This is a genomic window from Frigoribacterium salinisoli, from assembly GCF_054781095.1.
On sequence record NZ_BAAGVB010000003.1, the window covers coordinates 315,649 to 338,489 of the forward strand.

Sequence of the window (22,841 nt, forward strand, 5' to 3'; positions counted from 1 at the left end):
GTCACCTCACCCCCATCAGGGCGTCGGCGGCGTCGCCCGTGAGCGCGGCGACCACCCCCGGCAGGGCGAGCAGCGTGCCGCCGGCCAGCATGACCGTCATGAGGATCTTCAGCGGGAAGCCCATGGCGTAGGCGTTCAGCGCCGGGGCGACGCGGGTCAGGAGGCCCAGGCCCACGTCGGCGAGGAACAGCACGACGCAGAGCGGCCCGGCGATCTGCACGGTCGCGAGGAACATCTGGCTGACCAGGCCCGTCAGCACCTCGACGGGGTGCGTGAGGTCGAGGCCGAGCCCCAGCGGGAACGCCTCGAACGAGCGCGTCAGGCCGCCGATGATGAGCTGGTACCCGCCCGTCGCGAAGAGGAGCGCGAGGGCCGTCATCTGGAAGAGGCGCGTGAACTGGGCGCCGTTGACCATGGACTGCGGGTCGAAGGCCTGCGCGAGCGTGAAGCCGCCGAAGAGGTCGATGAGGCTGCCCGCGGACTGCACCGCGGCGAACACGACGAGCACGAGGAACCCCAGCAGGGCGCCGACCACGACCTCGAGCACGAGCGAGACGACGAACGGCCCCGTCGGGAGGGACTCGTAGCCCTCGGCGACGCGCGGCGCCACCGCCAGGGCCAGGCCGACGCCGAGCATCGCCTTCACCCGCGCCGGGAAGGCCCGGTACGAGAACGGCGGCGCGACGACGAGGAACGCGACCATGCGCACGCCGGCGAGCATGACGGCCTCGAGCCAGGACTGGTCCACGGAGAACGACACGCGCGCCTCAGCCACCGCTGAGCATCTGCGGGATGCGGTCGAAGGCGACGTGCGTGAACGACACCATCTCGGCGATCATCCAGTGCCCGCAGACGACCAGGGCGATCGCGACCGCGACCGCCTTCGGCACGAACGAGAGCGTGACCTCCTGGATCTGCGTGATCGACTGCAGCAGGGAGATGGCGAAGCCGACCACGAGCGACGTGATCAGCACGGGCGCGGCCACCTTGCCGGTGACGACGAGCGCCTGCATCGACAGGTCGAGGACGGCGTTGGAGTCCATCAGGCACCCACCCGGTAGCTCTCGATGAGCGACGTGATGATGAGGCCCCACCCGTCGACGAGGACGAACAGCAGGATCTTGAACGGCAGCGAGATCATCACCGGCGGCAGCATCATCATGCCCATCGACATGAGCGCGGCGCTGACCACGAGGTCGATGACGAGGAACGGGATGAAGACGACGAAGCCGATGATGAACGCCGCGCGCAGCTCGCTGATCATGAACGACGGGATGAGGGTCGTCATCGGGACGTCGCCCGCGTCCGCGGGGTTCGGCCGGTCGGCGGCGCGGGTCATCAGCGCGATGTCCTCCTCGCGCGTGTGGGCGAGCATGAACTCGCGCAGCGGGGCGGCGCCCGCGTCGACGGCCTGCTGGAAGTCCAGCTGACCGGCCAGGTAGGGCTGCACGGCGTCGGTGTTGACGTTCGCCAGGATCGGTGCCATCACGAACAGGCTGAGGAACAGCGCCAGGCCCGCGAGGACCTGGTTCGGCGGGATCGACGGCAGCGCGAGCGCGTTCCGCGTCATCGCCAGCACGACGAAGATCTTCGTGAACGACGTCATCATGAGCAGCAGCGCGGGGGCCACGCTGAGCAGCGTGATGCCGAGCAGCGTCGTGATCGCCGCCGAGGGGGCGCCGTCGGGGCCGACGAGGTCGATGTCCACGCCGCCGGTGGTCGTGCCGTCGCCCGTGAGGTCGGACCGGTCGCCGCCCGTGCCCTCGCCCGTGCCGGGGACCGAGCCCGACGTCGAGCCGGTGCCCGTGCCTCCTGACGGGTCGACGGGGGCCGTGGGCGCCGCCGGTGCCGACGGGTCGACCGGCGCGGCGTCCGCGCCCGTGCCGCCGAGCAGCAGCAGGGCCGCGACGCTCACCGCCAGCAGCAGCAGGGTCGCCGCGACGCGCAGCGCACGACCGCGCCGCAGCGCACCGGGGAGCGCCGGCAGCACGCGCACGTCGGCGCGCAGCGTGCCGGTGAGGGCGGCGCGGGTCATCCGAGGCGCCGGGAGCGGAGCACGGTCGCGGCCTGCCGCCACGTCTCGGGCGAGAGGATCGAGCCGTCGAGCGCCTGGGCGGTGCGGCCCGGGGCGCGGCGGGCAGGGACGGCGCCGTCGGAGGGCGTGCCGGCGACGCCGCCGGTCGTCCGCCGAGCGGCGCCGCGAGGGCGCAGCGGCAGGGCCTCGACGGCACCGGCGGGCGCGGGCTGCGCCTGCTCGGCGAGGACCTGGGCGAAGGCCTCGCCGCGCGGCTCGGCCGGGACCAGCCGGGCGACCGGGGTCAACGGTGCCGGCTCGGGCGCCGCCTGCGGGGCCTCGGCGGACGAGAGGACGGAGATGCCGCCGTCGGTGACGCCCAGCACGAGGCGCTCGCCCTCGACGTCGACCACGACCACGCTGGCCTTCGCGCCGACGCCCTGGCGCGCCACGACCGTGACCGTGCTCGCACGGCGGGTGCCGAGCAGGCCGCCCCGGCCGCGGGCGACGCGCTTCTGCAGCACCCAGAGCAGGGCCAGCACGACGCCCAGGGAGAGGGCGACGCGCAGCGCGAGGGCGACGGTCTCCATCGGTCAGATCCCGTCGGCGACGTCGAGGATCTTCGTGATGCGCACCGCGTAGTCCTGGTCGACGACCACGACCTCGCCGTGCGCGATGACGCGACCGTTGAGCAGTACGTCGGCGGGCGCGCCGGCGGACCGGTCCAGCTCGACGACGGCACCGGGCTCGAGGCCGAGCACGTCGCGGACCGACATGCGGGTGCGGCCGATCTCGACCGTGAGGGCCATCTCGACGGCGTTGATGCGCCCGAGGTTGCCGACCGTCGAGCCGATCGCGGGGGCCGTGCCGGCCGCGTCCTGGCCCGTGCCGAGACCGGCGACCGTGCCGTCCTCGCGGAGGCGCACGGCGAACCAGCCCTCCGTGCGCGCGGGGCCGACCAGCTCGAAGACGGACGTGGCCGGGTCGAGCAGGAGCGCGTCGACGGCCTCGATGCGGCTGTCGCCGAGCACGCCCGTGCCGAGGACGGCGGTCGCCGCCTCGAGCGCCGGGCGCAGCACGTCGAGCACGGAGACCGACGGCGACACGGTGCCGCCCGCGGCGGTGAGCTGGGAGAGGTCGTCGAACATCAGCGCCGTGTCGGCCGAGACCTCCCCCACGAACGAGGTGACGATCGCGCCGTCGGGCCCGACCAGGGCGGCCACGGCTGCCGCGTCGAGCGGCACGGCCCGCAGCAGCGACGCGCTCGGCACGGTCGCGACGAAGGCCTCGGCGGCGGCCGTGTGCTGGGTGGGGGTCGTCGTGGTCATGCTGTTCCTTCGCGGAGGTCGGTCGTGACGGAGACGACGACGCCCGCGAGGCGGGAACCGTTCGCGCCGACGGCGGCGCGGCCCACGGGCACGCCGTCGACCGTCATCTCGAGGGGGCGGTGCTGCGGGTGCGGCAAGGGCAGGAGGTCGCCCACGGCCAGGCCGAGGACCTCGGCCGGGCGCACGGTGACGGGCGCGATGCGGAGGGCCACGTCGACGGGCACGGCGGCGAGCTGCTGCTCGACGAGCTCCCGGGACGTGAGCGTGGTCTGCGTGCCGTCGTCGTCGATCAGCTGCGGGAGCAGGGCGCGGGCGGGGATCGCCATCGTGCCCGTGGCCACCCGGTTGCCGACCGAGATCTTCAACGAGGCGACGATCATCGAGTCGCTCTTCGCGGCCACCTGGGCGAACTGGGAGTCGTACTGGAACCCGCCCACGCGGACGTCGTCGACGAGGAGCGCGCCGAAGGAGTAGCTGAGGTCGTCGAGGGCGTCCTCCACGATGTTGCGCACCAGGGCCTCCTCCACCGGGGTGAAGGTGCGGTCCGGCAGCGAGCCGGGCTTCGGGGCGCCCAGGAGGTGGCTCACCCAGACGAACGCCGCCCAGGTCGGGAACTGCACGACGGCCTTGGCCTCCATGCTCGCGAGCGGGCAGAGGACCATGGCCGTCGTCGCGGGCAGCGACGAGGCGTAGTCGTCGTAGGTCAGCATCTGCACCTGGTGCGACGTGACCTCGGAGCGCACCCGCATCTTCGCCGTCAGCTGCGTGCCCCACTGGCGCGCGAACGTGTCGAACGCGACCTCGAGCACGCGGGCGTGCTCGCGCGCGAGGGTCGTCGGTCGCCGGAAGTCGTACGGCTCGACCACGCGCTCCGGGGTCGCCGACGGACCCGACGAGGATCGGGTCGGCGTGCCGGGGCGGGCAGGGTCGAGGAGGGTCACGACGGCCACTGTCGGCCCGTCGCGCCCCCTGGTTAGCGGGAAGGGGTCAGTGGCCCCCGGACTGGGCCCCCTCCGCGTCGTGATCCTCGTCGGCGGCGTGCTCCTCGTCGGCCGCGTGCTCCTCCTCGCCGGCGGGCGCCGAGCCCGCCCCGGGTGCGTGCCCGGCCGTGCTGCCGGCCGTCTCGGCCACGGCGCCCGCGTCGGTCGCCGGCACCGTGCCTCCTGCGCCCGTCACCGCGCGCTCGAGCTCGGGCAGCAGCGCGCTCACCGTGTCGGACTGGTTCGAGAGCACGACGATGTCGACGCGACGGTTGCCGGCGAGCTCGGCGTCCGTGCCGCCCTCGACGATCGGACGCGACGAGCCGAACCCGACGGCCTGCACGTGCGCCGCGTCGAGCCGACCGCGCTCGACGAGGTCGCGCAGCACCTGCGTGGACCGCGCGCTCGAGAGCTCCCAGTTCGTCGCGAACGGCGCCACGGAGGTGCGCTGGTCGGCGTGGCCCTCCACCGAGACGTCGTGGCCGGCCGCGCGGAGCACCGGGGAGACCGCGTCCATGACCCGCCGCGCCTCGGCGCTGAGGTCCGCGCTGTTCGAGCCGAAGAACGTCTCGGAGCCCACCAGCCGGACCGTGAGCCCGCGGGCGTCGACGGCGAACTCGACGTCCTTCGACAGGCCCGCCCGCGCCAGGTTCTCGGAGATGGCGTCCTTGATGGCCGTGAGGTCGTCGAGCTCCGCCCGCGCGAGGTCCTCGGCGGTGCCCTCCGAGCCCGTGGTGGCCGAGGCGCTCGTGGCGTCCTCGTCGCCCACCGCGAAGCCCTCGCCCTGGTCGGTGACCTGGTCGGCCGGCACGATCGTGCCGGAGGCAGTGTCGACGGCGCCGATGTCGGTCTGGCCGAAGCCCGACGCGAGCGAGTCGCGGAGGGCGGCGTACTTGTCCTGGTCGACGGTCGACATGGCGTAGAGCACGATGAACATGCACATGAGCACCGTGATCATGTCCATGTAGGACGCCATCCAGCGCTCGTCGGGGTGCTCGTCGTCGTCGTGGCCCTTCGTGCGGCGGCGCCGCGACGCCGTGGCGCTCACGCCCGGACCCCCTGCTCGGCCGGCTTCGCGACGGCCCCCGCCCCGGCCTTCAGCGTGTGCGTCGGCACCATCGCCTTGAGGCGCTCGCCGAGCAGGCGCGGCTGGCTGCCCGCCTGGACCGCCAGCACGCCCTCGAGCAGCAGCGTCATGCGCGCCTCGTCGAGGTCGGCGAGCTTGCGCAGCCGTGCCCCGATCGGCAGCCAGAGGAAGTTCGCGGTCAGGAGGCCCCACAGGGTCGCGACGAACGCCGCGGCGATCATGTGGCCGAGCTCGTCGGGCTGCGCGAGGTTCTCGAGCACGTGCGTGAGGCTGACGACCGTGCCGATGATGCCGACCGTGGGCGCGTAGCCGCCCAGGCCCATGAAGAACTTGCTCGCCATGCGGTCGGCCGCGAGGCGGGACTCCATCTCGTCCTCGAGGAGGATCCGCAGCTCCTCGCCGTCGGTGCCGTCGGCGATGTTCTGCAGGGCGCCGGCCAGGAACGGGTCGCCGAGGCGCTCCGCCTCCGCCTCGAGCGAGAGCAGGCCCTCGCTGCGGGCCTTCTCGGCGAGCCCGACGATGTCGTCGATGACGCTCTGCGGGGGCACGACCTTGCCCGTGAAGGCGCGGCCGATGAGCTTGAAGGAGGTGAGGGCGTCCTTGATGGTCGTGCCCGCGATGCCGACGGCGATGGTGGCGCCGAAGACGAGCAGGATCGGTGCGGGCAGGAGCAGCCCGGTGAGGTGCACGCCCTCGAGCTTGATCATGCCGAAGAGGGCACCGAACGCGAGGAGGATGCCGAGGATCGTCGCCGGATCCACGGTCAGCCCCTCCCGACGGGGCGCAGCGGCACCGGGTCGAGCGCGACCGGGCCGGTGTGCTGGTGGACGCCGTGCTGGTGGCCGCGAGCGCCGGCGGGCACGAGGGCGGGACCGTCGTCGTAGGCGAGGGAGACGATGCGGGCGCGGTAGCGGGCGATCATGTCGATCACCTCGGCCATCGTCTCGGTGACGATGTACTTCGCCCCGTCGACCATGACCAACGTGGTGTCGGGCGACTCGTGGATGCGCTCCACGAGGTCCGGGTTGACAGCGAAGGTGCTGTCGTTGAGTCGCGTGACGACGATCATCGGCCCGTCCTAGGTCTGGTTCGGCCCGCCGCCGTCCGTGGGGCGGGCGTGAGTGCTCGTCCTGAGCTGCTCGAGGACCACTATCGGCCGGGCCCGCCCGCCCGTTAGCCACCCACGGGAGCCGCACGACACGTGCCGGACACACGGCTGCGGCACACTGTCGAGGTGACCCACGGACCCCTCGACGGTCAGCGCGACGGCACCACCCCCGCCGGACCCGCCGACCTCGCCACCAGCACCGCGACCCCCCTCTCCCCCGTCGGGCTCCCCGACGCCGACACCGCGGGGGCCTCGGCGCCCGCGACGCCCGGCGTCGACGACCCGGCGCTCGCCCCCGGGCCCGACCCGACGACGCGGCACACGTTCGCGGAGAACGTCCTCGGCGTGCTCACCGGCGTGTTCCTCGCCTCGTTCGGGCTGTTCCTGCTCAAGGAGAGCGGCGCCGTCTCCGGAGGCACGGCCGGCCTGGCCCTGCTGCTCAGCTACGCGACGTCGTGGACGTTCGGCGTGCTGTTCCTGGCCGTGAACCTGCCGTTCTTCGCCCTCGCGGTCTGGAAGAAGGGCTGGGCGTTCACGCTCCGCACCGTGCTGACGGTGTCGATGCTGTCGGCCTTCTCGTACCTGCACCCGGTCGTGTTCCGCATCGACGACCTCGACCCGGTCTACGGCACGCTCGGCGGCAACCTGCTCGTCGGCGTCGGGCTGCTCATCCTCTTCCGGCACGGCGCCAGCCTCGGCGGGATCAACATCCTCGCGCTCGTGCTCCAGGAGCGCCTCGGGCTCCGCGCCGGCTACGTGCAGATGGCCTTCGACGTGCTCATCGTCGCGCTGTCGCTCACGGTCGTCGCGTGGCCCGTCGTGCTGCTCAGCGCCCTGGGAGCCGTCGTGCTCAACCTCGTCCTCGCCATGAACCACAAGGAGGGGCGCTACCTCGGTCGCACCTGAGCGGGGCTGCTGATATGTTGGCGACGCTCTGCTCCTGGGGGGACACCGACCGGGTGCGGGCACCCCTCCCTCGATCGAAAGAGCAGACCATGACCACGCCCCAGCCCTATTCCTCCTCGTCCGGCGCCCCCGCGCAGCGCGACAACTACAACGTCCTCGCGATCGTCGGCTTCATCGCCTCGTTCTTCGTCTCGATCGTCGGCATCGTCCTCGGCTTCGTGGCCCTGTCGCAGATCAAGCGCACCGGCGAGAAGGGCCGCGGCCTGGCCCTGGCCGCGGTCATCATCGGCTTCGTCGCGATCGCCCTCACGGTCCTCTTCACGATCCTCTTCGTCGTGGCCGCCGCGAGCATCGACCCCTCGACCTACTCGTCCTGATCGGCACGACCTGATCCGCACGACGGAACGACAGGAGGCGCGGTGCACCGGCACCGCGCCTCCTGCCGTTCCCGGGGTGGGGACCGCGACTAGCGCTTGAGGTTCGTGAGCTCCTGGAGCACCTCGTCGGAGGTCGTGATGATGCGGGCGTTCGCCTGGAAGCCGCGCTGCGCGACGATGAGGTTCGTGAACTCCTTCGAGAGGTCGACGTTGCTCATCTCGAGGGTGCCCGCCGCGATGGAGCCGACGCCGGGCGCACCGGGCGCGCCGACCGCGGCGTCGCCCGAGTTGGCGGTCGCACGGAAGCCCGACGCGCCGGCCTTCTCGAGGCCGGCCGAGTTCGCGAAGGTCGCGAGGGCGATCCGGCCGACGGCCAGCGACTCCCCGTTCGAGAACTGGCCCACGACGGTGCCGTCCTTCGCGATCGAGAAGCCCTGCAGCGTGCCGGCCCCACGGCCGTCCTGGTCGGTGATCGCGACCGTGTCGAGCTTCGCGAAGCCCGAGACGCCCGAGAGGTCGACCCGGATGCCGCCGACCGTGAGGGCCGGGTCGCCGTTGACGGCACCCCCCGCGGTGAAGGTGAGGTTCGTCGTCGCCCCACCCGGGCCGGTGACGCTCCAGCCCGTGCCGGTGCGCGCGAAGGCCAGCGAGAGGGTCGTCTTGGTGCCGGCCGCGTCGTAGACCTCGACGTCGCGGTTGAGCCTCGTGCCCACCGGGCTGTCGGACGGCAGGTTGCCGGTGACGGTCGCCGCCGTCGTCGCGGCGGCCGGGGCGGCCGTCCCCACGGGCAGGGTCACGTCGCCGAGGCCGCCGCCGACGTTCACGACGCCGCCGGTCGCCGTGTAGCCCTGGACGATCTTGCCGTCCGGGGTGACCAGGCGGCCGTCGGCGTCGAAGTCGAACGAGCCCGCACGCGTGTAGAGGGTGTCGCCGCCCGAGCGGGTGACGAAGAACCCGTCGCCGGCGATGCTGAGGTCGGTGGCCTTGCCGGTGGCCTGCGCGGACCCCTGGGCGAAGTTCGTCGAGATGCCGGCGACCTGCACGCCGAGGCCGATCTGCGCGGGGTTGGTGCCGCCGATGCCCGTCTGGGGGCCCCCGGCGCCCTGGGTCATCTGCGAGAGGGTGTCCTGGAACTGCGTGGTCGACGACTTGAAGCCGGCGGTGTTCACGTTGGCGATGTTGTTGCCGGTGACGTCGAGCATCGTCTGGTGCGAGCGCAGGCCGGAGATGCCGGAGTAGAGGGAGCGGAGCATGGTGCTGCCTTTCGGTCAGGCGGTGGAGGAGTGCTGAGCGGCGGGGCGGGAGCCGCGCCGGGTGCTGAGGGGGTGCCGCGGGGTCACGGGGCGGCGGTGCCGGTGCCGGCGCTGATGCCGGAGACGAGATCCAGGGCGACCTCCTTCCCGGCGATCGTCACGGTCGGCACGGACCGGGCGAACGAGACCGCGGTGGCCGTGCCGGTGACGGGGGCGCCGTCGGGGCCGGCGTAGCTGACCTGCTGCCCGACGAGCGCGGACGCGGCGATGCGCATCTGCAGGGAGAAGTTCTCCGTCCCGGTGGTCGTCTGGGCCGTGACCTGCTCCATCATCGCCAGCTGGGTCGTCTGCGAGATCATCGCGTTCGTGTCCATGGGCGTGGAGGGGTCCTGGTTGCGCAGCTGCGTGACCAGCAGCTGCATGAAGACCTCGCTGTCCATGGTCTGCTTCGGCGCACGGGCGCTCGAGGTGGCGAGCGTGGCCGCCGGGGTGGCGGCGTCGACGCTGCCGGTGATCCCGTCGAGGGGCATCGGGGGTTCCTTTCAGGCCAGGACGTCGAGCGACGTCGTCGGGGCGGTCCGGCTCACGCCGGCGAGGGGGTCGGGCACGGGGACGGGCGTGAGGCGCGCCCCCGGGCGGGGCGGGCCTCCTGCCGTCTCTCGGGGCGCGCCCTGCGGCGCCTCGCGCGGCTGGTCGTGCGCCGAGAGGTCGAGGCTCGTCGCCACGCCCGCGCCGGAGGCGGCACCGAGGTCGCGACGCAGGTCGGGCAGGACCGCGCGCACCGCCTCGCGCCCCGCCTCGCTGGGGGCGAAGAGCTCGACGTGCACGCCGTGGGCGCCCACGGAGGCGCGCACCGTCACCGGCCCGAGCTGCTCGGGGGCGACCGTCACGGTGACGACGTGCTCACCGGGACCGGCGTGCGCGAGCGTGAAGAGCGGCTTCGCGAGCTGCTGCGCCATCGGCGCCGCGGGCGGCGGGGCGGGCGACGACGGTGCCGCCACGGCCGGGGCAGCGGTCGGGGCAGCGCTCACCGGGGGCGCCGAGGTCGGGACGAGCGCGACGTCCGGCCCGGGCGACCCGGAGGGCCGGGACGGCGTCTCGGCCACGACCGGCGCGCTGCGGGCCTCGACCGTCGCTCCCGCGCCCGCGGCACCGGGGGTGGGCACCGTCTCGCCGCTGGTCGCGGCGCCCGGGAGCGGCGGGGTGCCGACCGTCGTGGCGACGGGAGCCGCCGGGCGGGCCGACGGCCCGCCCGGGACCGGGACGGCGGCGGACGACGCGGAGGCCTCGACCGGCTCGGACGGCGGGACGGCCGGGGCGGCCGGGGCGGCCGGGGCGGCCGGGGCGGCCACGGCTCCGGCACCGGCCTGGGCGGCCGGGGCTCCGGTGCTGGCCGGAGCGACGACGGTGACGGGGGCGGCCGGGGCCGCCGTGGCGGTGGCGGCGGGGGCCGCGGCGGTGCCGGTGCCGCCGCTGCCGGTGGGGCCGACGGCTGCCGGTGCCGGGGTGCTCGCGGAGGTCGGGGTGCTGCCGGACGACGGGGTGCTACTGGACGACGGGGTGCTGCCGGACGCCGGTGCGGAGTGCTCGGCACGGGCCGCGTGCGCGGGCCCGGACACGGACCCGGCGGGCTCGTCGCGGATCGGTGCCGCCGCCCCGGGGACGGCCAGCGCCCCGGGCGACGTCGGTCGGGACGCTCCCGCGGGGACGAGGGCCCCTGGGGCGCCCGCGGTGGCGGTGGCGGTGGCGGTGACGGTGGCGGTGGCGGTACGCACGGCGTCGGTGGCCGCAGGCGCGGACGACGAGTCGATGCTCGTGCCCTCGGAGAGCGGGGCAGGGGTCGCGGTCGGGGCCGCGAGGACCGACGGGCTCGTGCTCGCCGAGGGGTCAGCCGCGAGGTCCCCGCGCGGGGACGGTCGCGCCTCGGACCCGCGGTCGCCGGCCGCGGCACCGACGGCCAGGACGGTGTCCGTCGTGCCCACCACGTCCGTCGCGCCCGTGGCGTCGGCGACGCGCGCGGCGCCCACGGCACCCGCCGGGACCACGCCCGTCGTGCCCGTGGCGTCAGCGACGCGCACCGCACCCACGGCATCCGCCGACAGCACGGGCTCCGGGGGCGTGCCTCCTGCCCCCGGGGCGTCCGCGCCCCTCGGTGCGGGCGTCGGGGCAGCGACCGCGGTCAGGGCCGCGACCAGCGGGAGCTGCGGGGCGAGGGGCGCCGTGCCCTGGTCCGCACCGTCCGCCCGGGCGTCGCCGAGCGGCGACGTGCCCTCGTCGGTGGGCGTCGCGCCCCCTCCGGGGAGCGGGGCGAGAGGGCCGGCTGACCGTCCCGCGGCCGCGAGGGCGGCCCCGAACGGGTCCGCCGACGCGGCGCCGGTCGGGCTCGCGGCGGCACCCTGTGCGCCCCCGCCCACGGCGGAGGCCCCGCCGGGCCCGGAGCCCGTCGTGCGCGGCATCGTCGAGACCATCACAGGGCACCCCCTCCGGCGAGCAGGCGCTGCAGCGCCGCGGTGGCGAGATCGGTCCCGGCGGGGGCGGCCGCGGCGGCGACGCTCCGCTCGGGCGGCAGGAGGCGGCGGATGGTCGTCACGTCGGAGTCCTTCAGGTAGTTGTCGACGATCTGGACGTCCTTGCCCGGTCGCGGTGCGTGCAGGAGCTTGCCGTCGCCGAGCCAGATGGCGATGTGGCCGGTGCCCCGGCTGACCACGAGGTCGCCGGGGCGCGCCTCCGCGAGCGAGGCCACCTCCGTCCCGAGGCGGGCCTGGTCGGGGACGACCCTCGGCACCTCGATGCCGAGGTCGGCGAAGACGCGCTGGACGAGGCCCGAGCAGTCCATGCCCGAGGAGTCCTCGCCCCCGAAGACGTAGGGCACGCCCAGGTAGCGCTTCGCGGCGGCCACGACGTCCTCGCCGGTCGCGTCGCCCGCGGTCGGCAGGGTGGCACCGGGGACCCCGGTCGCGCCCGGCGCGGCGGCCGCGGCCGGCACGCCGCTCGACGGCGACGACGCGGCGGGCGCGGTGGCCGACGGGCCCGCCGCCGACAGGGCCTGCGCGAAGGCACCGGCGCGCGCCGACGACGCAGCCGACGACGCGGCGGGCGTGGTCCCCTGCTGCAGCTGCTGCAGGGTGGTCCGGATGTCCTGGATGCGCGCCAGCACCTCGCCGACGGGGCTCATCGGTCGCCCTCCGTGCCGGGTCGACGGGTCGTGGCGATCTCGTCGAGCGCGACCTGCTCGGCCCGGAGCTCGTCGGCGGCCGCCTCGGCCGCGTGCCGCACCTCGAGCTTCTCGAGCCCGAGCGCGGCGCGGCGGGCCGTCGCGTAGGTCGCCTGCGCGGCCTCGTGGTCGGAGCGGCGCTGCTCGGCCACGGCGTCGAGCTCGACGAGCATGCCCCGGGTGGAGGCGCGCGAGGCGGCGACGGCGCTGAGCGTCGCCGCGTCGGTGACCGTGGCGGGGGCGTCGGCGAGGGTGCGCCGGGCGCGCAGCCGCGCGTCGGCGGCCTCGCGCATCCTGTCGCCCGCGGCCGCGAGGGCCGCACCGGCCTGGTCCTGCTGCGCGTGGCGCAACCGGAGCAGGGCGGCCAGCCGGAACCCGCGCGCCATCAGCGGGCCCCGCCCAGCAGGGCCGAGAGCCGGGCGAGGGACGCCCACGACGCCTCGGCCGGCGCCTGCTCGTCCATGCCCTGGCGCAGGAACGCGTCGATGGCGCCCTGGTGGTCGACGGCCGCGTCGACCAGGGGGTTCGCCCCGCGCTGGTACGCGCCGACGTCGAGGAGGTCCTGGGCGGCACGGCGCGCCGCCATGACGCGGCGCAGCTGGGAGGCCGCGTCGCGCTGCTCGCGGGTCGTGACCTTCGACGCCACGCGCGACACCGAGCCGAGGGCGTCGACGGACGGGAAGTGCCCCGTGACCGCGAGCGCGCGGTCGAGGACCACGTGCCCGTCGAGGATGCTCCGCGCGGCGTCGGCGACGGGCTCGTTGTGGTCGTCGCCGTCGACGAGGACGGTGTAGAGGCCCGTGACGGAGCCGACGCGGTCGGTGCCCGCCCGCTCGAGCAGCCCGGCGAGCACCGAGAACGTCGACGGCGGGTACCCTCGGGTGGCCGGCGGCTCGCCGACCGAGAGGCCGATCTCGCGCTGGGCCATCGCGACGCGCGTGAGCGAGTCCATCATGAGCACCACGTCGGCGCCCCCGTCGCGGAAGGACTCGGCGATGCGGGTCGCGGTGAACGCGGCCCGCAGGCGCACGAGGGCCGGTTCGTCGCTCGTCGCGACGACCACGACGGACCGGGCCAGCCCCTCCTGCCCCAGGTCGTCCTCGAGGAACTCGCGCACCTCGCGCCCGCGCTCCCCCACGAGCGCGACGACCGACACCTGGGCGTCGGTGCCGCGCGCGATCATCGACAGCAACGAGGACTTGCCCACCCCGGAGCCCGCGAACAGGCCGAGGCGCTGGCCCCGACCCACCGTGGTCAGGGTGTCGAGCACCCGGACGCCGAGCTGCAGGGGCGCGTCGATGCGCGCGCGGGCCATCGCGGAGGGGACGTCGTGGTCGAGGTCGACGAGGCCGTCGTGCCGCAGGGGCCCCTTGCCGTCGATCGGGCGGCCCAGGCCGTCGAGCACGCGGCCGAAGAGCCCGGCGCCGGTGGGGACGCGCAGCGGGCTGCCGGAGGCGCGCACGGGCGCCCCCGCCGCGAGCGGGGCCGGGCGCGCCAGCGGCATGCAGCGGACGCCCTCGGGCGTCGTCGCGACGACCTCGGCGGGGGTGCCCTCGACGCCCAGGGACACCACCTCGCCGACGGAGGCGTCGAGGCCGGCGACGGTCACGCCGAGGCCGACGGCGCTGGTGACGCGGCCGACGCGCTGGGGGCGGGCGGCGGCGCGCGCCGCGGCGCGCCGGCGCTCGAGCTGCACGGTGGGCATCAGGCGTCGCCCTCGAGGAGCGCGGCGCGCATGCGGGCGGCCGCCGTCGTCAGGCGGGCGTCGACGTGGCCCACGGGCAGGTCGGCCTCGGCGTCGCCCCGCGCGAGCGACGGGTCGGCGACGAGTGCGGGCCAGGAGTCGTCGGTCGCCCCCGCCAGGACCGCCACGTCGTCGGGGTGCAACCGCACGGAGACGACGAGCGCCGGGTCGACGACGTCGAGCGCGCGCCGGAGGGCGGCCTCGGCCCCGGCGACGGGATCGGTGCGCAGGGCGTGCCCCAGGACGGCCTCGGCGAGGTCGACGGCGAGCACCGCGAGGGTGCCCTCGGCCTCGGCGGCGACGGGCGCGACGCGGGCGTCCAGGGCGCGCGTCGCCGCGGTGAGGGCGGCGACGCGGGCGGCGACCTGCGCCTCGAGCCGCACGAGGCGGTCGACGTGCAGGGCCTCGAGCTCGTCGCGGCGCGCCTCGAGCTCGCGCTCGGCCAGTCGCAGCCCGGCGGCGTACCCGGCCGCGTGCCCTCGCGCCTCGGCACGCTCACGGAGCAGGTCCGTGGAGGCGGGGAGGTCGGCGCCGGGGCGCGACGCGGCAGCGGCGCCCGCGGCGCGGCCCGTGTCGAGCGCCGGGTAGGCGAGGGGGGCGAACGCTGCGCGGGTGCTCGCCGACGACCCCTGAGGGGGCAGCGAGCGCGTGGTTCTGGGCACGGTGGACCGTTCGTCGTGGGGACGGCCGATCCGTGGCCGAGGAGGATGAGCGATCCGTGCTCGTGGAGGACTCTCGGCAGCGCGCCCCGTCCCGTCAGGCGTCGCCCCGAAGTGGGGACGCGACCCGGTCACTCGACGAGGGCGTCCTCGTCGGCACGGTGCACGGTGATGGCGCCCATCGCCTCGAGCTCGCGGATGGCGCGCACCACCTCGGCCCGTGCCTCCTCGACCATGCTCCGCCGGACGGGGCCCATCGACGCCAGCTCGTCGTCGAGCAGCTCGCGGTTGCGCTCGGACACGTTGCCGCGGATCACCTCGGTGACGGCGGCCGGGGCGCCCTTCATGGCCGTCGCCAGCACGGCGTTGTCGATGCCGCGCAGCACCTGCTGGATGTCCCGGGTCTCGAGCTTGACGACGTCCTCGAAGGTGAGCATGCGCGAGCGCACCTCTTCTGCCAGCGTCGGGTCGCGCGCGTCGAGGCCCTCGAGCAGGAGGCGCTCGGTGGCCACGTCGCTGCGGTTGATGATCTCGACCAGCGGCTGCACGCCGCCCACGACCTCGACCTGGTCGCGCGGGGACACGACGGCGCCGGCACGGACCCGCAGCGTCGTCGCGACGATGCCGACGGCCTCGGGCGTGGCGGTGCCCATGGTCGCGATCGCCTGGGCGACGTCGGTGCGCACGCCGGTGTCGAGGCCGGCGAGGACGACGGAGGCCTGCTGGGGGCGCAGGTGGGCGAGCACGAGCGCGATGGTCTGCGGCAGTTCGCCCTCGAGCAGGGTGATGACCTGGCCTGCCTCGGCGTCGTCGAAGAAGTCGAAGGCCTTGCCCACCATGCCGGCGGCCAGCTTGTCCATGAGCTCCGCGGCCCGCTCTGCGCCGAAGGACGCCTCGAGCAGCCCTGCCGCGACGTCGTGCCCGCCCCGTCGGGACCCGCCGCCGAGGCTCAGCGCGTGGAACTCGTCGAGGGTGCGCTCGGCGACCGCCGCGTCGACTCGGCGGAGGCGGACGATCTCGGCCGTCACGAGCTCGGTCTCGGCCGGGCTGAGCCGCGACAGGACCTGCGCGGCACGCTGCTGGTCCATCTGCATGAGCACGACGGCGACCTTCTGCGCCCCCGTCAGGGCCTTGGTCGACACCGTCGACGGGGCGGACGCCCCCGTGGGCACCATGGTCACGGGGTCGGCCGCTCGTCGAGCAGCTCACGGAGCAGGTCCGCCGTGCGGTCGGGGTCCCGCGCCGCCAGGGCGTCGATCTCGGCGCGCTTGCGCTCGGCCGTGAGCAGCTCGGGCGAGGGCGCCGGGGTCGGCAGCAGCTCGGTCGGGGCGTCGGGCATGCCGGGCAGCCGCAGGGTCGACGACGACACGGCGTCGTCGAGCGACAGCGGCACGGTGGCGTCCCAGGTGCCGGCCGGGGCGGCGTCGAGCTCGCCGAGGTCGACGTCCTCCCGCGCCTGCCGCCGGCTGCGCCGGGCGAAGACGACGAGGCCGACCACCAGGACGAGGGCGAGGAGCGAGATGATCCCCGCGGTGCGGATCGTGGACCACATCGCCTCGCTCGCGGCGGCGGCGTCGGAGGCCTCGAGGGCGGCCTGCGCCGCCTCGGCGGCGCTCGTGTCGAAGTCGACGACCTGCACCTCGACGGCGTCGCCGCGGGCGGGGTCGATCCCGGCCGCCGTGCGCACGAGGTCGGTGATCGCCTGCACGTTCGCGCCTCCTGCCGCCCCGCTGTCGATGGCGACCGAGACGGTCTGCCGGGCGACCGTGCCGGCCGGGATCGACATCGTCTCGGTCGTCTTGTCGACGGCGTTGTTCTTCGTCGCGGACTCGTTGAGGTACCCGCCGTCGGCCGCGGTGCCCGTGCCGACGTTCGGCACGGCGATGTTGTCGGGGCCCAGCACCCCGGCGGCCGTCCCGGCACCGGCGGCGCCGTCGCCGTACTGCTCGCTCGTGCCGGCCTCGTTGAGGGCGATCGGCCCGGACTCGGGCTCGGCGAACGACTCGGTCACGCGGGTGCCGGAGGACTCCTGGAGGTCGGCGGCGACGGCGACCGACGAGTTGCCCGGGCCGACCACCTTGTCGAGCATCGCCTGCACGGACGACTGCACCTTCGACTCGTACTCGCCGGCACGGTCGGAGCCGCTGCCCGTGGCGCCGGTGCCGACCTCGGCCAGCACGGTGCCCGCGGCGTCGGTGACCGCGACGTCGGTCGGCGCCATGCCCTCGACCGAGGCGCTCGTGAGGTTGACGATGGCCTGCACCTGGTCGCCGCTGAGCTGGGCGCCGGCCTTCGTCTCGACGAAGACGGAGGCGGTGGGGTCGCGCTGCTCCTCGACGAAGACGGTCTGCTCGGGGATCGCCAGCTGCACGCTCGCGGTCTTCACGCCGGCCATCGCGGAGATGGTCCGGGCGAGCTCGCCCTCGATGGCGCGCTTGTAGGTGACGTCCTGCTGGAACTCCGACGAGGTGACCCCCATCGTGTCGAGCAGCGAGTAGCCGCCGCCGGAACCGGCCTCGGGGAGCCCCGCCGCGGCCGCCTTGAGGCGCTGGTCGTAGACCGACTCCTCGGGCACGAGGATCGTGCCCCCGCCCGCCGTGAGCTCGTAGGGCACCCCGTCGGTGCGCAGCTGCTCGACGATCGCGTTCGCGTCGGAGGGGTCGATGCCCGAGAACAGCGGCGTCATCGACGGCTTCGACAGCCACGCCGTGAGCGCGACCACGCCGAGCACGACGACGGCGAGCAGGATCACCGCGAGGGTGCGCTGCTGGACGGTGAACCCCTTGAGCGTCTCGACGAGCTTCGCCCAGCGCTCCTGCAGGACGGCGGGCATCAGGCCTGCATCCGCATGATCTCGTTGAACGCGTCGACGCCCTTGTTGCGGACGGCGGCGACGAGCTCCATGGTGACCTGCGCACGGGTGGCGGCGATGGTCGCGTCGTGGATGTCGGTGAGGTCGCCCGTGACGGCCTTGACCGCGAGGGTCTTCGCGGTGCCCTGGAGCTCGGTGAGGCCCTGCACGGCGCCGGCCATGGTCGCCCCGAAGGCGTCGGCCGGGCCCGCGACGCCGGAGGTGCCCGCCCGGTCGGCCCCGCCGACGCGACCGAGCGCGTCGACCGCGGACGCGGCTCCTGACGCCTGGGTGCCCTGCGTGGGCTGCACGGCCCCGACGGCCTGGAGGGAGGAGAGGGGCATCAGCTGCGTCCGATCTGGAGGGCGGCCTCGTAGGCCGTCTTGGCACGGTCGACCACGGCGGCGTTGGCCTGGTAGCCGCGCTGCGCCATGATCAGGTCGCTCATCTGGGCGCCGAGGTCGATGTCGGGCATGCGCACGTACCCCTCGGCGTCGGCGAGCGGGTGGTCGGGGTCGAAGACGACGCGGCCGGCCTCGCTGCCGTAGGCGGCACCGGCGACGTAGGCCCCGGTGACGCCCTCGCCCTCGCGCGCGATGACGTAGCGCGCCTGGAAGGCCGTGTCGTCCATGGCCGCGACCGTGTTGACGTTGGCGATGTTGTCGCTGACGGCGTCGAGCCACTTGCGGTGCACCGTGAGCCCCGTGCCGGCGATGCCGATCGCGTCGAAGGCGGTCACGAGTTCGTCCTGAACGCGGCGCGCACGCCGGTGAGCTCGCCGTTCATGGCCTGGGAGGCGAACTGGTAGCGCAGGACGGTGTCGACGTTGGACAGCGTCTCGGTGTCGAGGTTGACGTTGTTGCCGTCGAGGCGGGTCGGCTCGAGCGAGCGGGAGGTGCTCGCGGTGACGACGCCCTGGCCCTGCCGGACGCTCTGCGCGAGGGCGTCCTCGAACTGCACGCGCTTGGCCGTGTAGCCCGGGGTGTTCACGTTGGCGATGTTGTCGGCGATGCTGCGCTGGCGCAGGGCGAGGCCGTCGAGGGCGCTCTGCAGCGCTGCTTGCGTCACGGATCCGACGGGCATGGCGGTCTGCCTTCTGGTGCGGGGGCTGCTGCGGGCCGATCCGTGGCCAGGGGTCGAGCGATCCGTGCTCGGTGGTCACTGTCGGCCGTCGCGCCGTGCGCGTCAGCAGGAGGCCCGGCCCCACTCCTGGGGACAGGAGCGGCCCGCCCCACGGACCGGTAGGGTCGCCTCACCGATCGACGGGAGGACGCCGTGGCCACGACCCGGAAGAGGGGCCGGCGGATCGCCGCCGCCGTGCTCGGCAGCCTCGTGCGGGCACTGGCGGCGGGACTCGGAGCCGTCGGGCTCGCCCTGTCCGGTGGCTTCGGAGGACAGGCCCCGGGCCCGGACCTGCCGCGACCCCGCGACCGCTACCGCCCCTGAGCCCTCGCGCTCAGGCCGTCGGCGGCGCGGACGGCCCCGTGGGCCCCTGGTCGGGACCGGCCGCCGAGGGCCCCGTGGCCGCGTCGGCCTCGAGGTCGGCGAGGAGCAGGCCCGTCTGGAGCTCGCGGTGCCGCGTCGCGGCGAGGAGGTAGCGCCGAGCCGCGAGGGCGACGCCGCAGAGCAGCACCGCGAGCACGAGGCCCGTCGCGAAGGCGAGGAACACGCCCCCGAGGTAGAACGACGAGTACAGGTCGTAGGCACCGGACATGCCGTCACGCTAGCCGACCCGTCGGTGCGTCGCGATGGCCGCTGAGCGAGGCGGGCGGGCCGTGCGCTGGGAACGGCCTGGGGAGGAGGACCCGGCCCGTCGGTCGGGCCTACCGTCGCACGCGTGCCGGGGAGCCCGGCGAACGACCGGAGAGAGGAACGTCATGTCGATCGGAGACAAGGCGAAGGACGCCGTGCAGCAGGCCGCGGGCAAGGCCGAGGAGTTCGTCGGCAAGAAGACCGACGACGCGGAGCTCACGGCCCAGGGGCGCAAGGACCAGTCCATGGGCGAGGACCGCATGGAGACCGAGAAGGCCAAGGACGAGACGCAGCACTGATCTCGGACCGACGGAGGCCCGGCACCCCCTCGGGGTGCCGGGCCTCCGTCGTCCCCGCCCTCGGCGGTCTCAGCCGCCCAGGGCGCGGGCCGTGAGCTCCCGGGCGGCGAGGGCCTCCTCGAGACGGGCGAGCGCCTCCCGCACCGCGCGCCGGGCACCGGAGGGGGCCGGGTGCGCGTCGAGCCAGCCCCTCAGGGCGTCCGCCCCGGCGGCACCGAGCTCGGGCGGTGGGGCGAACGCCGCCGTGAGGTCCTGTGCGGCGCGGACGCCGCGGTGCGCCCACGCGTCGTCGAGCGCCGCGACGTAGGCCTCGGCGTGGCCGGCGAAGGCGTCCGCCCCGCCCGTCGAGCACCACCCCTCGCCGACGGCCGTGACGAGCTCGGGCGAGAGGGCGTCGTCGCGGAGCACGCGCAGCCAAGCCCGCTGCTTCGACCCGGCGTCGGCGGCCGACGCCCGCGCCCGTGCCGCCCACCGTCGGCCGACGTCGGTCGGATCGGCGAGCTCGGCGGCGTCGACCTCGCCGCCGGTGGCCTCGCCCGCGCGCACGAGCGCCGTCAGCAGCCGCCAGGCCGTCTCCCCGCCGACCTCGAACCCGTCGAGCCGCAGGCTCCCGGAGCGGAGGCCCCGGAGCACCGCCGCGTGCTCCGGCGCCCCGGCCACCTCGGTGAACGCGCGCACGAACTGCACCTGTCGGTCCGAGCCCGGCCCGGCCTCCCGGGCCAGGTCCCACAGGCGGGTCCCGACCTCGGCCACGAGCGCGGTGCCGGCCCGCCCGGGGACGAACCCGGCGAGCGCGTGCTGCACCTGTCCGAGCACCGTGCGCAGGGTCGAGGCGTCGACCTCGGCGGGGAGGCCGTCGAGGACGAGGCGCAGGTACCGCGGCGTCGCCAGCCGCGCCGCCGTCACCGCGCGCCACAGCGCAGCGTGCACGACGGCCCGGTCGAGGCCGTGGTCGGACCGGCGGAGGAACTCCCCCACCGCTCCGAGCGACGCGTCGTCGAGCTCGACGACCGCGTAGTCGAGGTCGCCCGCGTTCGCGAGCACGAGGGCAGGAGGCGCGGTGCGGGCCCGCGACGGACCGCCGGCCGGGTCGACGGGGCCGGGTCGGGCCTCCTGCACGGCCGTGGCGCCGTCGAGGGCGAGGGCGACGAGCTGCCTGGTGGGCGGGCCGTCGTGGTCGAGGTCGAGCAGGGCCACGTCGACGCGGCGGGGGCGCAGCAGGCCGTCGGCCGCGTCGGGGTGCTGCTCGAGGCGCACGGCGCCGTCGACCCAGGAGGCCCGGAGGCGGTTGACGCCGCTCGTGCGGAGCCAGACGCGCGCCCACTCGCCGAGGTCGCGGCCGGCGGCGCGCTCCAGCGAGGCGAGCAGGTCGCCCAGGGTGGCCGAGCCGAAGGCGTGCCGGCGCAGGTGGTCGGCGACGCCCGCGAAGAAGGCGTCCTCGCCGACGACGGCGGCGAGCTGCCGCAGGGCCGCGGCGCCCTTCCCGTAGGTGATGCCGTCGAAGGAGCCCGTCAGCGATCCGAGGTCGGGCACGTCGCCGACGACGGGGTGCGTCGTGGGCAGCAGGTCCTGGGCGTAGGCCCAGCCCTTGCGGGTGATCGCGAACTCGACCCAGGGGTCGTGCCCCGCGTCGGCGGCGAGAGCCAGCCGGGACGCGACGAGCGCCGCCACGAAGTCGGCGAAGGACTCGTTGAGCCAGAGGTCGTCCCACCAGCGCATGGTGACGAGGTCGCCGAACCACTGGTGCGCCATCTCGTGCAGCACCGTGAGCTCGCGCCGCTGGAGCTCCGCGTCGGTCGCCGCCTCGCGGTGCACCATGCGCTCCGAGAAGGTGACGAGGCCGGGGTTCTCCATGGCCCCCACGACGTGCTCGGGCACGAACACCTGGTCGTACGAGTCGAAGACGAAGGGGTGGTCGAAGAGCTGCTCGTACGCCTCGAGGCCACGGCGCGTGAGGTCGTGCAGGTCGTCCACGTCGGGGGCCACCGCGTCGGCGAGCGAGGCGCGCGCGTGCCAGGCGAGCGGCACGACGCGACCGTCGCGCAGGGTCGCCTCGGCGTGCCAGCTGTGCCACGGGCCCGCGGCGACCGCGAGCAGGTACGTCGCGATCGGGGGCGTGGGGGCGAACCGGTGGAGCAGGGCGGAGCCGTCACGCGCCTCCGGGGCGCCGAGGGGCAGCGCGTTCGAGAGCACCGTCCAGTCGGCGGGCGCCGTGACGGTCACCGCGAACTCGCCCTTGAGGTCGGGCTGGTCGAAGCAGGCGAAGACCTGCCGTGCGAACGCGGGAGCGGTGAACGTGTAGAAGTAGGTCTCGCCGTCGGCCGGGTCGACGAACCGGTGCAGGCCCTCGCCCGAGGAGGCGACGGGGAAGGACGCGTCGACCTCGAGGACGTTCTCGAGCAGGAGGTCCGAGACGTGCACGCGGCCGTCTCGCCAGGCGGCGGCGACGTCGAGCGGCGCGCCGTTGAGGGTCAGGGCGTGCACCGTGACCGCCTCCGCGTCGACGAACGTCGCCGAGCCCTCGGGGGCGTCGAAGGTGAGGCGGGTCGTGCTGCGGGCGGTGGCGGCACCCGGCGACGTGAGGTCCAGGTCGACGGCGTACCGCACGTTCGACACCGTCGCTGCCCGGAGCTGCGCCTCGGCGCGGGTGAGGTCCGTCGTCATGGTGGGTCCTTCCGTCGTGGTCGGCGCGTCGTGGTCAGCGCAGGTCGCCCAGCGCCGAGCCGTCGCCCATCTGCGCGTCGGTGATCACGCTCAGGGTGCCGTTGGTCTCGAGCACCACGGCCGCGACCGTGGAGAGGTCGCCGCTGCCGCTGCTGCGGACAGCCTGCCGCACCTCGGACTCGGCGAGCCGGGCGCCGCGCAGCGCGTCGTGCTGCAGCCGACCGTCCCGGAGCACGACGGTGGGGCCGGCGGTGATGACCGCCCGGACGCGGCGCAGGCGGGACGAGGCGAGGGCGACGACGAACTGGAGCCCCGCGAGGAGGACGAGCGCGGTCGCGCCCTCGACCCACGACACGTCGCTGCTGAGCAGGATGGTCGCCAGGGTGGAGCCGAGGGCGACGGTGACGATGAAGTCGAAGGCGTTGAGCTGGCTGAGGGTGCGCTTGCCGGTGGTGCGCACCACGAGCACGAGCGTCACGTAGGCGGCGGTGCCCACCAGGAGGACGCGCAGGACGTCGGACCAGCTGTCGAACCACATGTCGTACCTGCCTCGGGTCGTCGAGGGGTGCACGGTACGCGGTGGCGCGCTCGGCCGTCGCGGACCC

At 75.1% G+C, this 22,841-nt stretch carries 28 protein-coding genes; 4 read left to right on the plus strand and 24 right to left on the minus strand.

Features of this window, described 5'->3' with window-relative positions:
* Nucleotide 1 precedes the first annotated feature (1 nt).
* Genes ACYVHQ_RS09485 through ACYVHQ_RS09525 form a run of 9 tightly spaced genes read right to left on the minus strand, consistent with a single transcriptional unit; the run spans nucleotide 2 to nucleotide 6,478 of the window.
* Nucleotides 2-760: a flagellar biosynthetic protein FliR gene (locus ACYVHQ_RS09485; RefSeq protein WP_460512388.1), complete on the minus strand. Its 759-nt coding sequence runs from the start codon at nucleotides 758-760 to the stop codon at nucleotides 2-4.
* 7 nt (nucleotides 761-767) lie between these two features.
* Nucleotides 768-1,043: a flagellar biosynthesis protein FliQ gene (gene fliQ / locus ACYVHQ_RS09490; protein WP_460512390.1), complete on the minus strand. Its 276-nt coding sequence runs from the start codon at nucleotides 1,041-1,043 to the stop codon at nucleotides 768-770.
* Nucleotides 1,043-2,035: a flagellar type III secretion system pore protein FliP gene (fliP, locus tag ACYVHQ_RS09495; RefSeq protein ID WP_460512392.1), complete on the minus strand. Its 993-nt coding sequence runs from the start codon at nucleotides 2,033-2,035 to the stop codon at nucleotides 1,043-1,045. The genes fliQ and fliP overlap by 1 nt, the downstream gene beginning before the upstream one ends.
* Nucleotides 2,032-2,604: a FliO/MopB family protein gene (locus ACYVHQ_RS09500; RefSeq protein WP_460512394.1), complete on the minus strand. Its 573-nt coding sequence runs from the start codon at nucleotides 2,602-2,604 to the stop codon at nucleotides 2,032-2,034. Before ACYVHQ_RS09500 ends, fliP begins: the two co-directional genes overlap by 4 nt.
* Nucleotides 2,605-2,607: 3 nt before the next feature.
* Complete coding sequence (gene fliN / locus ACYVHQ_RS09505; protein WP_460512396.1) at nucleotides 2,608-3,342, minus strand: flagellar motor switch protein FliN; 735 nt, start codon at nucleotides 3,340-3,342, stop codon at nucleotides 2,608-2,610.
* Nucleotides 3,339-4,283, minus strand: a complete 945-nt coding sequence (locus tag ACYVHQ_RS09510; RefSeq protein ID WP_460512398.1) for a flagellar motor switch protein FliM — start codon at nucleotides 4,281-4,283, stop codon at nucleotides 3,339-3,341. Before ACYVHQ_RS09510 ends, fliN begins: the two co-directional genes overlap by 4 nt.
* 46 nt (nucleotides 4,284-4,329) lie before the next feature.
* Nucleotides 4,330-5,370 (minus strand): flagellar motor protein MotB, encoded by a 1,041-nt coding sequence (locus ACYVHQ_RS09515; RefSeq protein ID WP_460512399.1) that lies wholly within the window; start codon nucleotides 5,368-5,370, stop codon nucleotides 4,330-4,332.
* Entirely contained in the window at nucleotides 5,367-6,170 is an 804-nt protein-coding gene (locus tag ACYVHQ_RS09520; RefSeq protein ID WP_460512401.1) for a motility protein A, read from the minus strand. Before ACYVHQ_RS09520 ends, ACYVHQ_RS09515 begins: the two co-directional genes overlap by 4 nt.
* Before the next feature lie 2 nt (nucleotides 6,171-6,172).
* Nucleotides 6,173-6,478: a flagellar FlbD family protein gene (locus ACYVHQ_RS09525; RefSeq protein WP_460512402.1), complete on the minus strand. Its 306-nt coding sequence runs from the start codon at nucleotides 6,476-6,478 to the stop codon at nucleotides 6,173-6,175.
* 165 nt (nucleotides 6,479-6,643) lie between these two features.
* On the opposite strand from ACYVHQ_RS09525, the gene ACYVHQ_RS09530 reads away from it, so the two are divergent.
* Nucleotides 6,644-7,423: a YitT family protein gene (locus ACYVHQ_RS09530; RefSeq protein ID WP_460512404.1), complete on the plus strand. Its 780-nt coding sequence runs from the start codon at nucleotides 6,644-6,646 to the stop codon at nucleotides 7,421-7,423.
* 89 nt (nucleotides 7,424-7,512) lie between these two features.
* Entirely contained in the window at nucleotides 7,513-7,800 is a 288-nt protein-coding gene (locus ACYVHQ_RS09535; protein WP_460512406.1) for a DUF4190 domain-containing protein, read from the plus strand.
* 89 nt (nucleotides 7,801-7,889) lie between these two features.
* Here the strand turns inward: ACYVHQ_RS09535 and flgF are convergent, their stop codons facing one another.
* The 12 genes from flgF to ACYVHQ_RS09595 form a co-directional block, all read right to left on the minus strand.
* Nucleotides 7,890-9,053: a flagellar basal-body rod protein FlgF gene (gene flgF / locus ACYVHQ_RS09540; protein WP_460512407.1), complete on the minus strand. Its 1,164-nt coding sequence runs from the start codon at nucleotides 9,051-9,053 to the stop codon at nucleotides 7,890-7,892.
* An 83-nt stretch (nucleotides 9,054-9,136) separates the two neighbouring features.
* Nucleotides 9,137-9,583, minus strand: coding sequence for a flagellar hook assembly protein FlgD (locus ACYVHQ_RS09545; RefSeq protein WP_460512409.1), 447 nt, complete (start codon nucleotides 9,581-9,583; stop codon nucleotides 9,137-9,139).
* A 12-nt stretch (nucleotides 9,584-9,595) separates the two neighbouring features.
* Nucleotides 9,596-11,509, minus strand: a complete 1,914-nt coding sequence (locus tag ACYVHQ_RS09550; RefSeq protein ID WP_460512411.1) for a flagellar hook-length control protein FliK — start codon at nucleotides 11,507-11,509, stop codon at nucleotides 9,596-9,598.
* Nucleotides 11,510-11,520: 11 nt separating this feature from the next.
* Nucleotides 11,521-12,228: a C40 family peptidase gene (locus ACYVHQ_RS09555; RefSeq protein WP_460512413.1), complete on the minus strand. Its 708-nt coding sequence runs from the start codon at nucleotides 12,226-12,228 to the stop codon at nucleotides 11,521-11,523.
* Complete coding sequence (locus tag ACYVHQ_RS09560; RefSeq protein ID WP_460512415.1) at nucleotides 12,225-12,653, minus strand: hypothetical protein; 429 nt, start codon at nucleotides 12,651-12,653, stop codon at nucleotides 12,225-12,227. The genes ACYVHQ_RS09555 and ACYVHQ_RS09560 overlap by 4 nt, the downstream gene beginning before the upstream one ends.
* The gene (locus ACYVHQ_RS09565) at nucleotides 12,653-13,972 is read right to left on the minus strand and encodes a FliI/YscN family ATPase (RefSeq protein ID WP_460512416.1); all 1,320 of its coding nucleotides are present in this window, start codon (nucleotides 13,970-13,972) and stop codon (nucleotides 12,653-12,655) included. The genes ACYVHQ_RS09560 and ACYVHQ_RS09565 overlap by 1 nt, the downstream gene beginning before the upstream one ends.
* On the minus strand, nucleotides 13,972-14,673 hold the full coding sequence (locus ACYVHQ_RS09570; protein ID WP_460512418.1) for a FliH/SctL family protein: 702 nt from the start codon (nucleotides 14,671-14,673) through the stop codon (nucleotides 13,972-13,974). Before ACYVHQ_RS09570 ends, ACYVHQ_RS09565 begins: the two co-directional genes overlap by 1 nt.
* Nucleotides 14,674-14,801: 128 nt before the next feature.
* Entirely contained in the window at nucleotides 14,802-15,845 is a 1,044-nt protein-coding gene (fliG, locus tag ACYVHQ_RS09575; protein WP_460512590.1) for a flagellar motor switch protein FliG, read from the minus strand.
* A gap of 2 nt (nucleotides 15,846-15,847) precedes the next feature.
* Complete coding sequence (gene fliF / locus ACYVHQ_RS09580; RefSeq protein WP_460512420.1) at nucleotides 15,848-17,503, minus strand: flagellar basal-body MS-ring/collar protein FliF; 1,656 nt, start codon at nucleotides 17,501-17,503, stop codon at nucleotides 15,848-15,850.
* A complete protein-coding gene (gene fliE / locus ACYVHQ_RS09585; protein ID WP_460512422.1) occupies nucleotides 17,503-17,865 on the minus strand; it encodes a flagellar hook-basal body complex protein FliE in 363 nt (120 codons plus the stop codon). Before fliE ends, fliF begins: the two co-directional genes overlap by 1 nt.
* Complete coding sequence (locus tag ACYVHQ_RS09590) at nucleotides 17,865-18,260, minus strand: flagellar basal body rod protein FlgC (RefSeq protein ID WP_460512425.1); 396 nt, start codon at nucleotides 18,258-18,260, stop codon at nucleotides 17,865-17,867. Before ACYVHQ_RS09590 ends, fliE begins: the two co-directional genes overlap by 1 nt.
* Entirely contained in the window at nucleotides 18,257-18,604 is a 348-nt protein-coding gene (locus tag ACYVHQ_RS09595) for a flagellar basal body rod protein FlgB (protein ID WP_460512427.1), read from the minus strand. The genes ACYVHQ_RS09590 and ACYVHQ_RS09595 overlap by 4 nt, the downstream gene beginning before the upstream one ends.
* A 192-nt stretch (nucleotides 18,605-18,796) precedes the next feature.
* On the opposite strand from ACYVHQ_RS09595, the gene ACYVHQ_RS09600 reads away from it, so the two are divergent.
* Nucleotides 18,797-18,967: a hypothetical protein gene (locus ACYVHQ_RS09600; RefSeq protein ID WP_460512430.1), complete on the plus strand. Its 171-nt coding sequence runs from the start codon at nucleotides 18,797-18,799 to the stop codon at nucleotides 18,965-18,967.
* 10 nt (nucleotides 18,968-18,977) lie between these two features.
* Here ACYVHQ_RS09600 and ACYVHQ_RS09605 read toward each other — a convergent pair whose 3' ends face one another.
* Nucleotides 18,978-19,235 carry a hypothetical protein gene (locus ACYVHQ_RS09605; protein ID WP_460512431.1) on the minus strand — a complete coding sequence of 86 codons (258 nt, stop codon included), beginning with the start codon at nucleotides 19,233-19,235 and terminating at the stop codon, nucleotides 18,978-18,980.
* A gap of 163 nt (nucleotides 19,236-19,398) precedes the next feature.
* On the opposite strand from ACYVHQ_RS09605, the gene ACYVHQ_RS09610 reads away from it, so the two are divergent.
* On the plus strand, nucleotides 19,399-19,572 hold the full coding sequence (locus tag ACYVHQ_RS09610; RefSeq protein WP_460512433.1) for a CsbD family protein: 174 nt from the start codon (nucleotides 19,399-19,401) through the stop codon (nucleotides 19,570-19,572).
* A gap of 69 nt (nucleotides 19,573-19,641) precedes the next feature.
* On the opposite strand, the gene pepN is transcribed toward ACYVHQ_RS09610, so the two are convergent.
* Together pepN and ACYVHQ_RS09620 are read right to left on the minus strand one after the other, a co-directional pair.
* The gene (pepN, locus tag ACYVHQ_RS09615) at nucleotides 19,642-22,236 is read right to left on the minus strand and encodes an aminopeptidase N (protein WP_460512435.1); all 2,595 of its coding nucleotides are present in this window, start codon (nucleotides 22,234-22,236) and stop codon (nucleotides 19,642-19,644) included.
* 34 nt (nucleotides 22,237-22,270) lie between these two features.
* Nucleotides 22,271-22,774: a DUF421 domain-containing protein gene (locus ACYVHQ_RS09620; RefSeq protein WP_460512436.1), complete on the minus strand. Its 504-nt coding sequence runs from the start codon at nucleotides 22,772-22,774 to the stop codon at nucleotides 22,271-22,273.
* Nucleotides 22,775-22,841: the final 67 nt, after the last annotated feature.

What these genes read in the sequence shown, in the direction of transcription:
- fliQ (WP_460512390.1), bottom strand. Translation starts at nt 1,043, where the DNA reads ATGGACTCCAACGCCGTCCTCGACCTGTCGATGCAGGCGCTCGTCGTC.
- fliP (WP_460512392.1), bottom strand. Translation starts at nt 2,035, where the DNA reads ATGACCCGCGCCGCCCTCACCGGCACGCTGCGCGCCGACGTGCGCGTG.
- ACYVHQ_RS09500 (WP_460512394.1), bottom strand. Translation starts at nt 2,604, where the DNA reads ATGGAGACCGTCGCCCTCGCGCTGCGCGTCGCCCTCTCCCTGGGCGTC.
- fliN (WP_460512396.1), bottom strand. Translation starts at nt 3,342, where the DNA reads ATGACCACGACGACCCCCACCCAGCACACGGCCGCCGCCGAGGCCTTC.
- ACYVHQ_RS09525 (WP_460512402.1), bottom strand. Translation starts at nt 6,478, where the DNA reads ATGATCGTCGTCACGCGACTCAACGACAGCACCTTCGCTGTCAACCCG.
- ACYVHQ_RS09535 (WP_460512406.1), top strand. Translation starts at nt 7,513, where the DNA reads ATGACCACGCCCCAGCCCTATTCCTCCTCGTCCGGCGCCCCCGCGCAG.
- flgF (WP_460512407.1), bottom strand. Translation starts at nt 9,053, where the DNA reads ATGCTCCGCTCCCTCTACTCCGGCATCTCCGGCCTGCGCTCGCACCAG.
- ACYVHQ_RS09545 (WP_460512409.1), bottom strand. Translation starts at nt 9,583, where the DNA reads ATGCCCCTCGACGGGATCACCGGCAGCGTCGACGCCGCCACCCCGGCG.
- ACYVHQ_RS09550 (WP_460512411.1), bottom strand. Translation starts at nt 11,509, where the DNA reads ATGCCGCGCACGACGGGCTCCGGGCCCGGCGGGGCCTCCGCCGTGGGC.
- ACYVHQ_RS09555 (WP_460512413.1), bottom strand. Translation starts at nt 12,228, where the DNA reads ATGAGCCCCGTCGGCGAGGTGCTGGCGCGCATCCAGGACATCCGGACC.
- ACYVHQ_RS09560 (WP_460512415.1), bottom strand. Translation starts at nt 12,653, where the DNA reads ATGGCGCGCGGGTTCCGGCTGGCCGCCCTGCTCCGGTTGCGCCACGCG.
- ACYVHQ_RS09565 (WP_460512416.1), bottom strand. Translation starts at nt 13,972, where the DNA reads ATGCCCACCGTGCAGCTCGAGCGCCGGCGCGCCGCGGCGCGCGCCGCC.
- fliG (WP_460512590.1), bottom strand. Translation starts at nt 15,845, where the DNA reads ATGGTGCCCACGGGGGCGTCCGCCCCGTCGACGGTGTCGACCAAGGCC.
- fliF (WP_460512420.1), bottom strand. Translation starts at nt 17,503, where the DNA reads ATGCCCGCCGTCCTGCAGGAGCGCTGGGCGAAGCTCGTCGAGACGCTC.
- fliE (WP_460512422.1), bottom strand. Translation starts at nt 17,865, where the DNA reads ATGCCCCTCTCCTCCCTCCAGGCCGTCGGGGCCGTGCAGCCCACGCAG.
- ACYVHQ_RS09595 (WP_460512427.1), bottom strand. Translation starts at nt 18,604, where the DNA reads ATGCCCGTCGGATCCGTGACGCAAGCAGCGCTGCAGAGCGCCCTCGAC.
- ACYVHQ_RS09605 (WP_460512431.1), bottom strand. Translation starts at nt 19,235, where the DNA reads ATGTCCGGTGCCTACGACCTGTACTCGTCGTTCTACCTCGGGGGCGTG.
- ACYVHQ_RS09610 (WP_460512433.1), top strand. Translation starts at nt 19,399, where the DNA reads ATGTCGATCGGAGACAAGGCGAAGGACGCCGTGCAGCAGGCCGCGGGC.
- pepN (WP_460512435.1), bottom strand. Translation starts at nt 22,236, where the DNA reads ATGACGACGGACCTCACCCGCGCCGAGGCGCAGCTCCGGGCAGCGACG.
- ACYVHQ_RS09620 (WP_460512436.1), bottom strand. Translation starts at nt 22,774, where the DNA reads ATGTGGTTCGACAGCTGGTCCGACGTCCTGCGCGTCCTCCTGGTGGGC.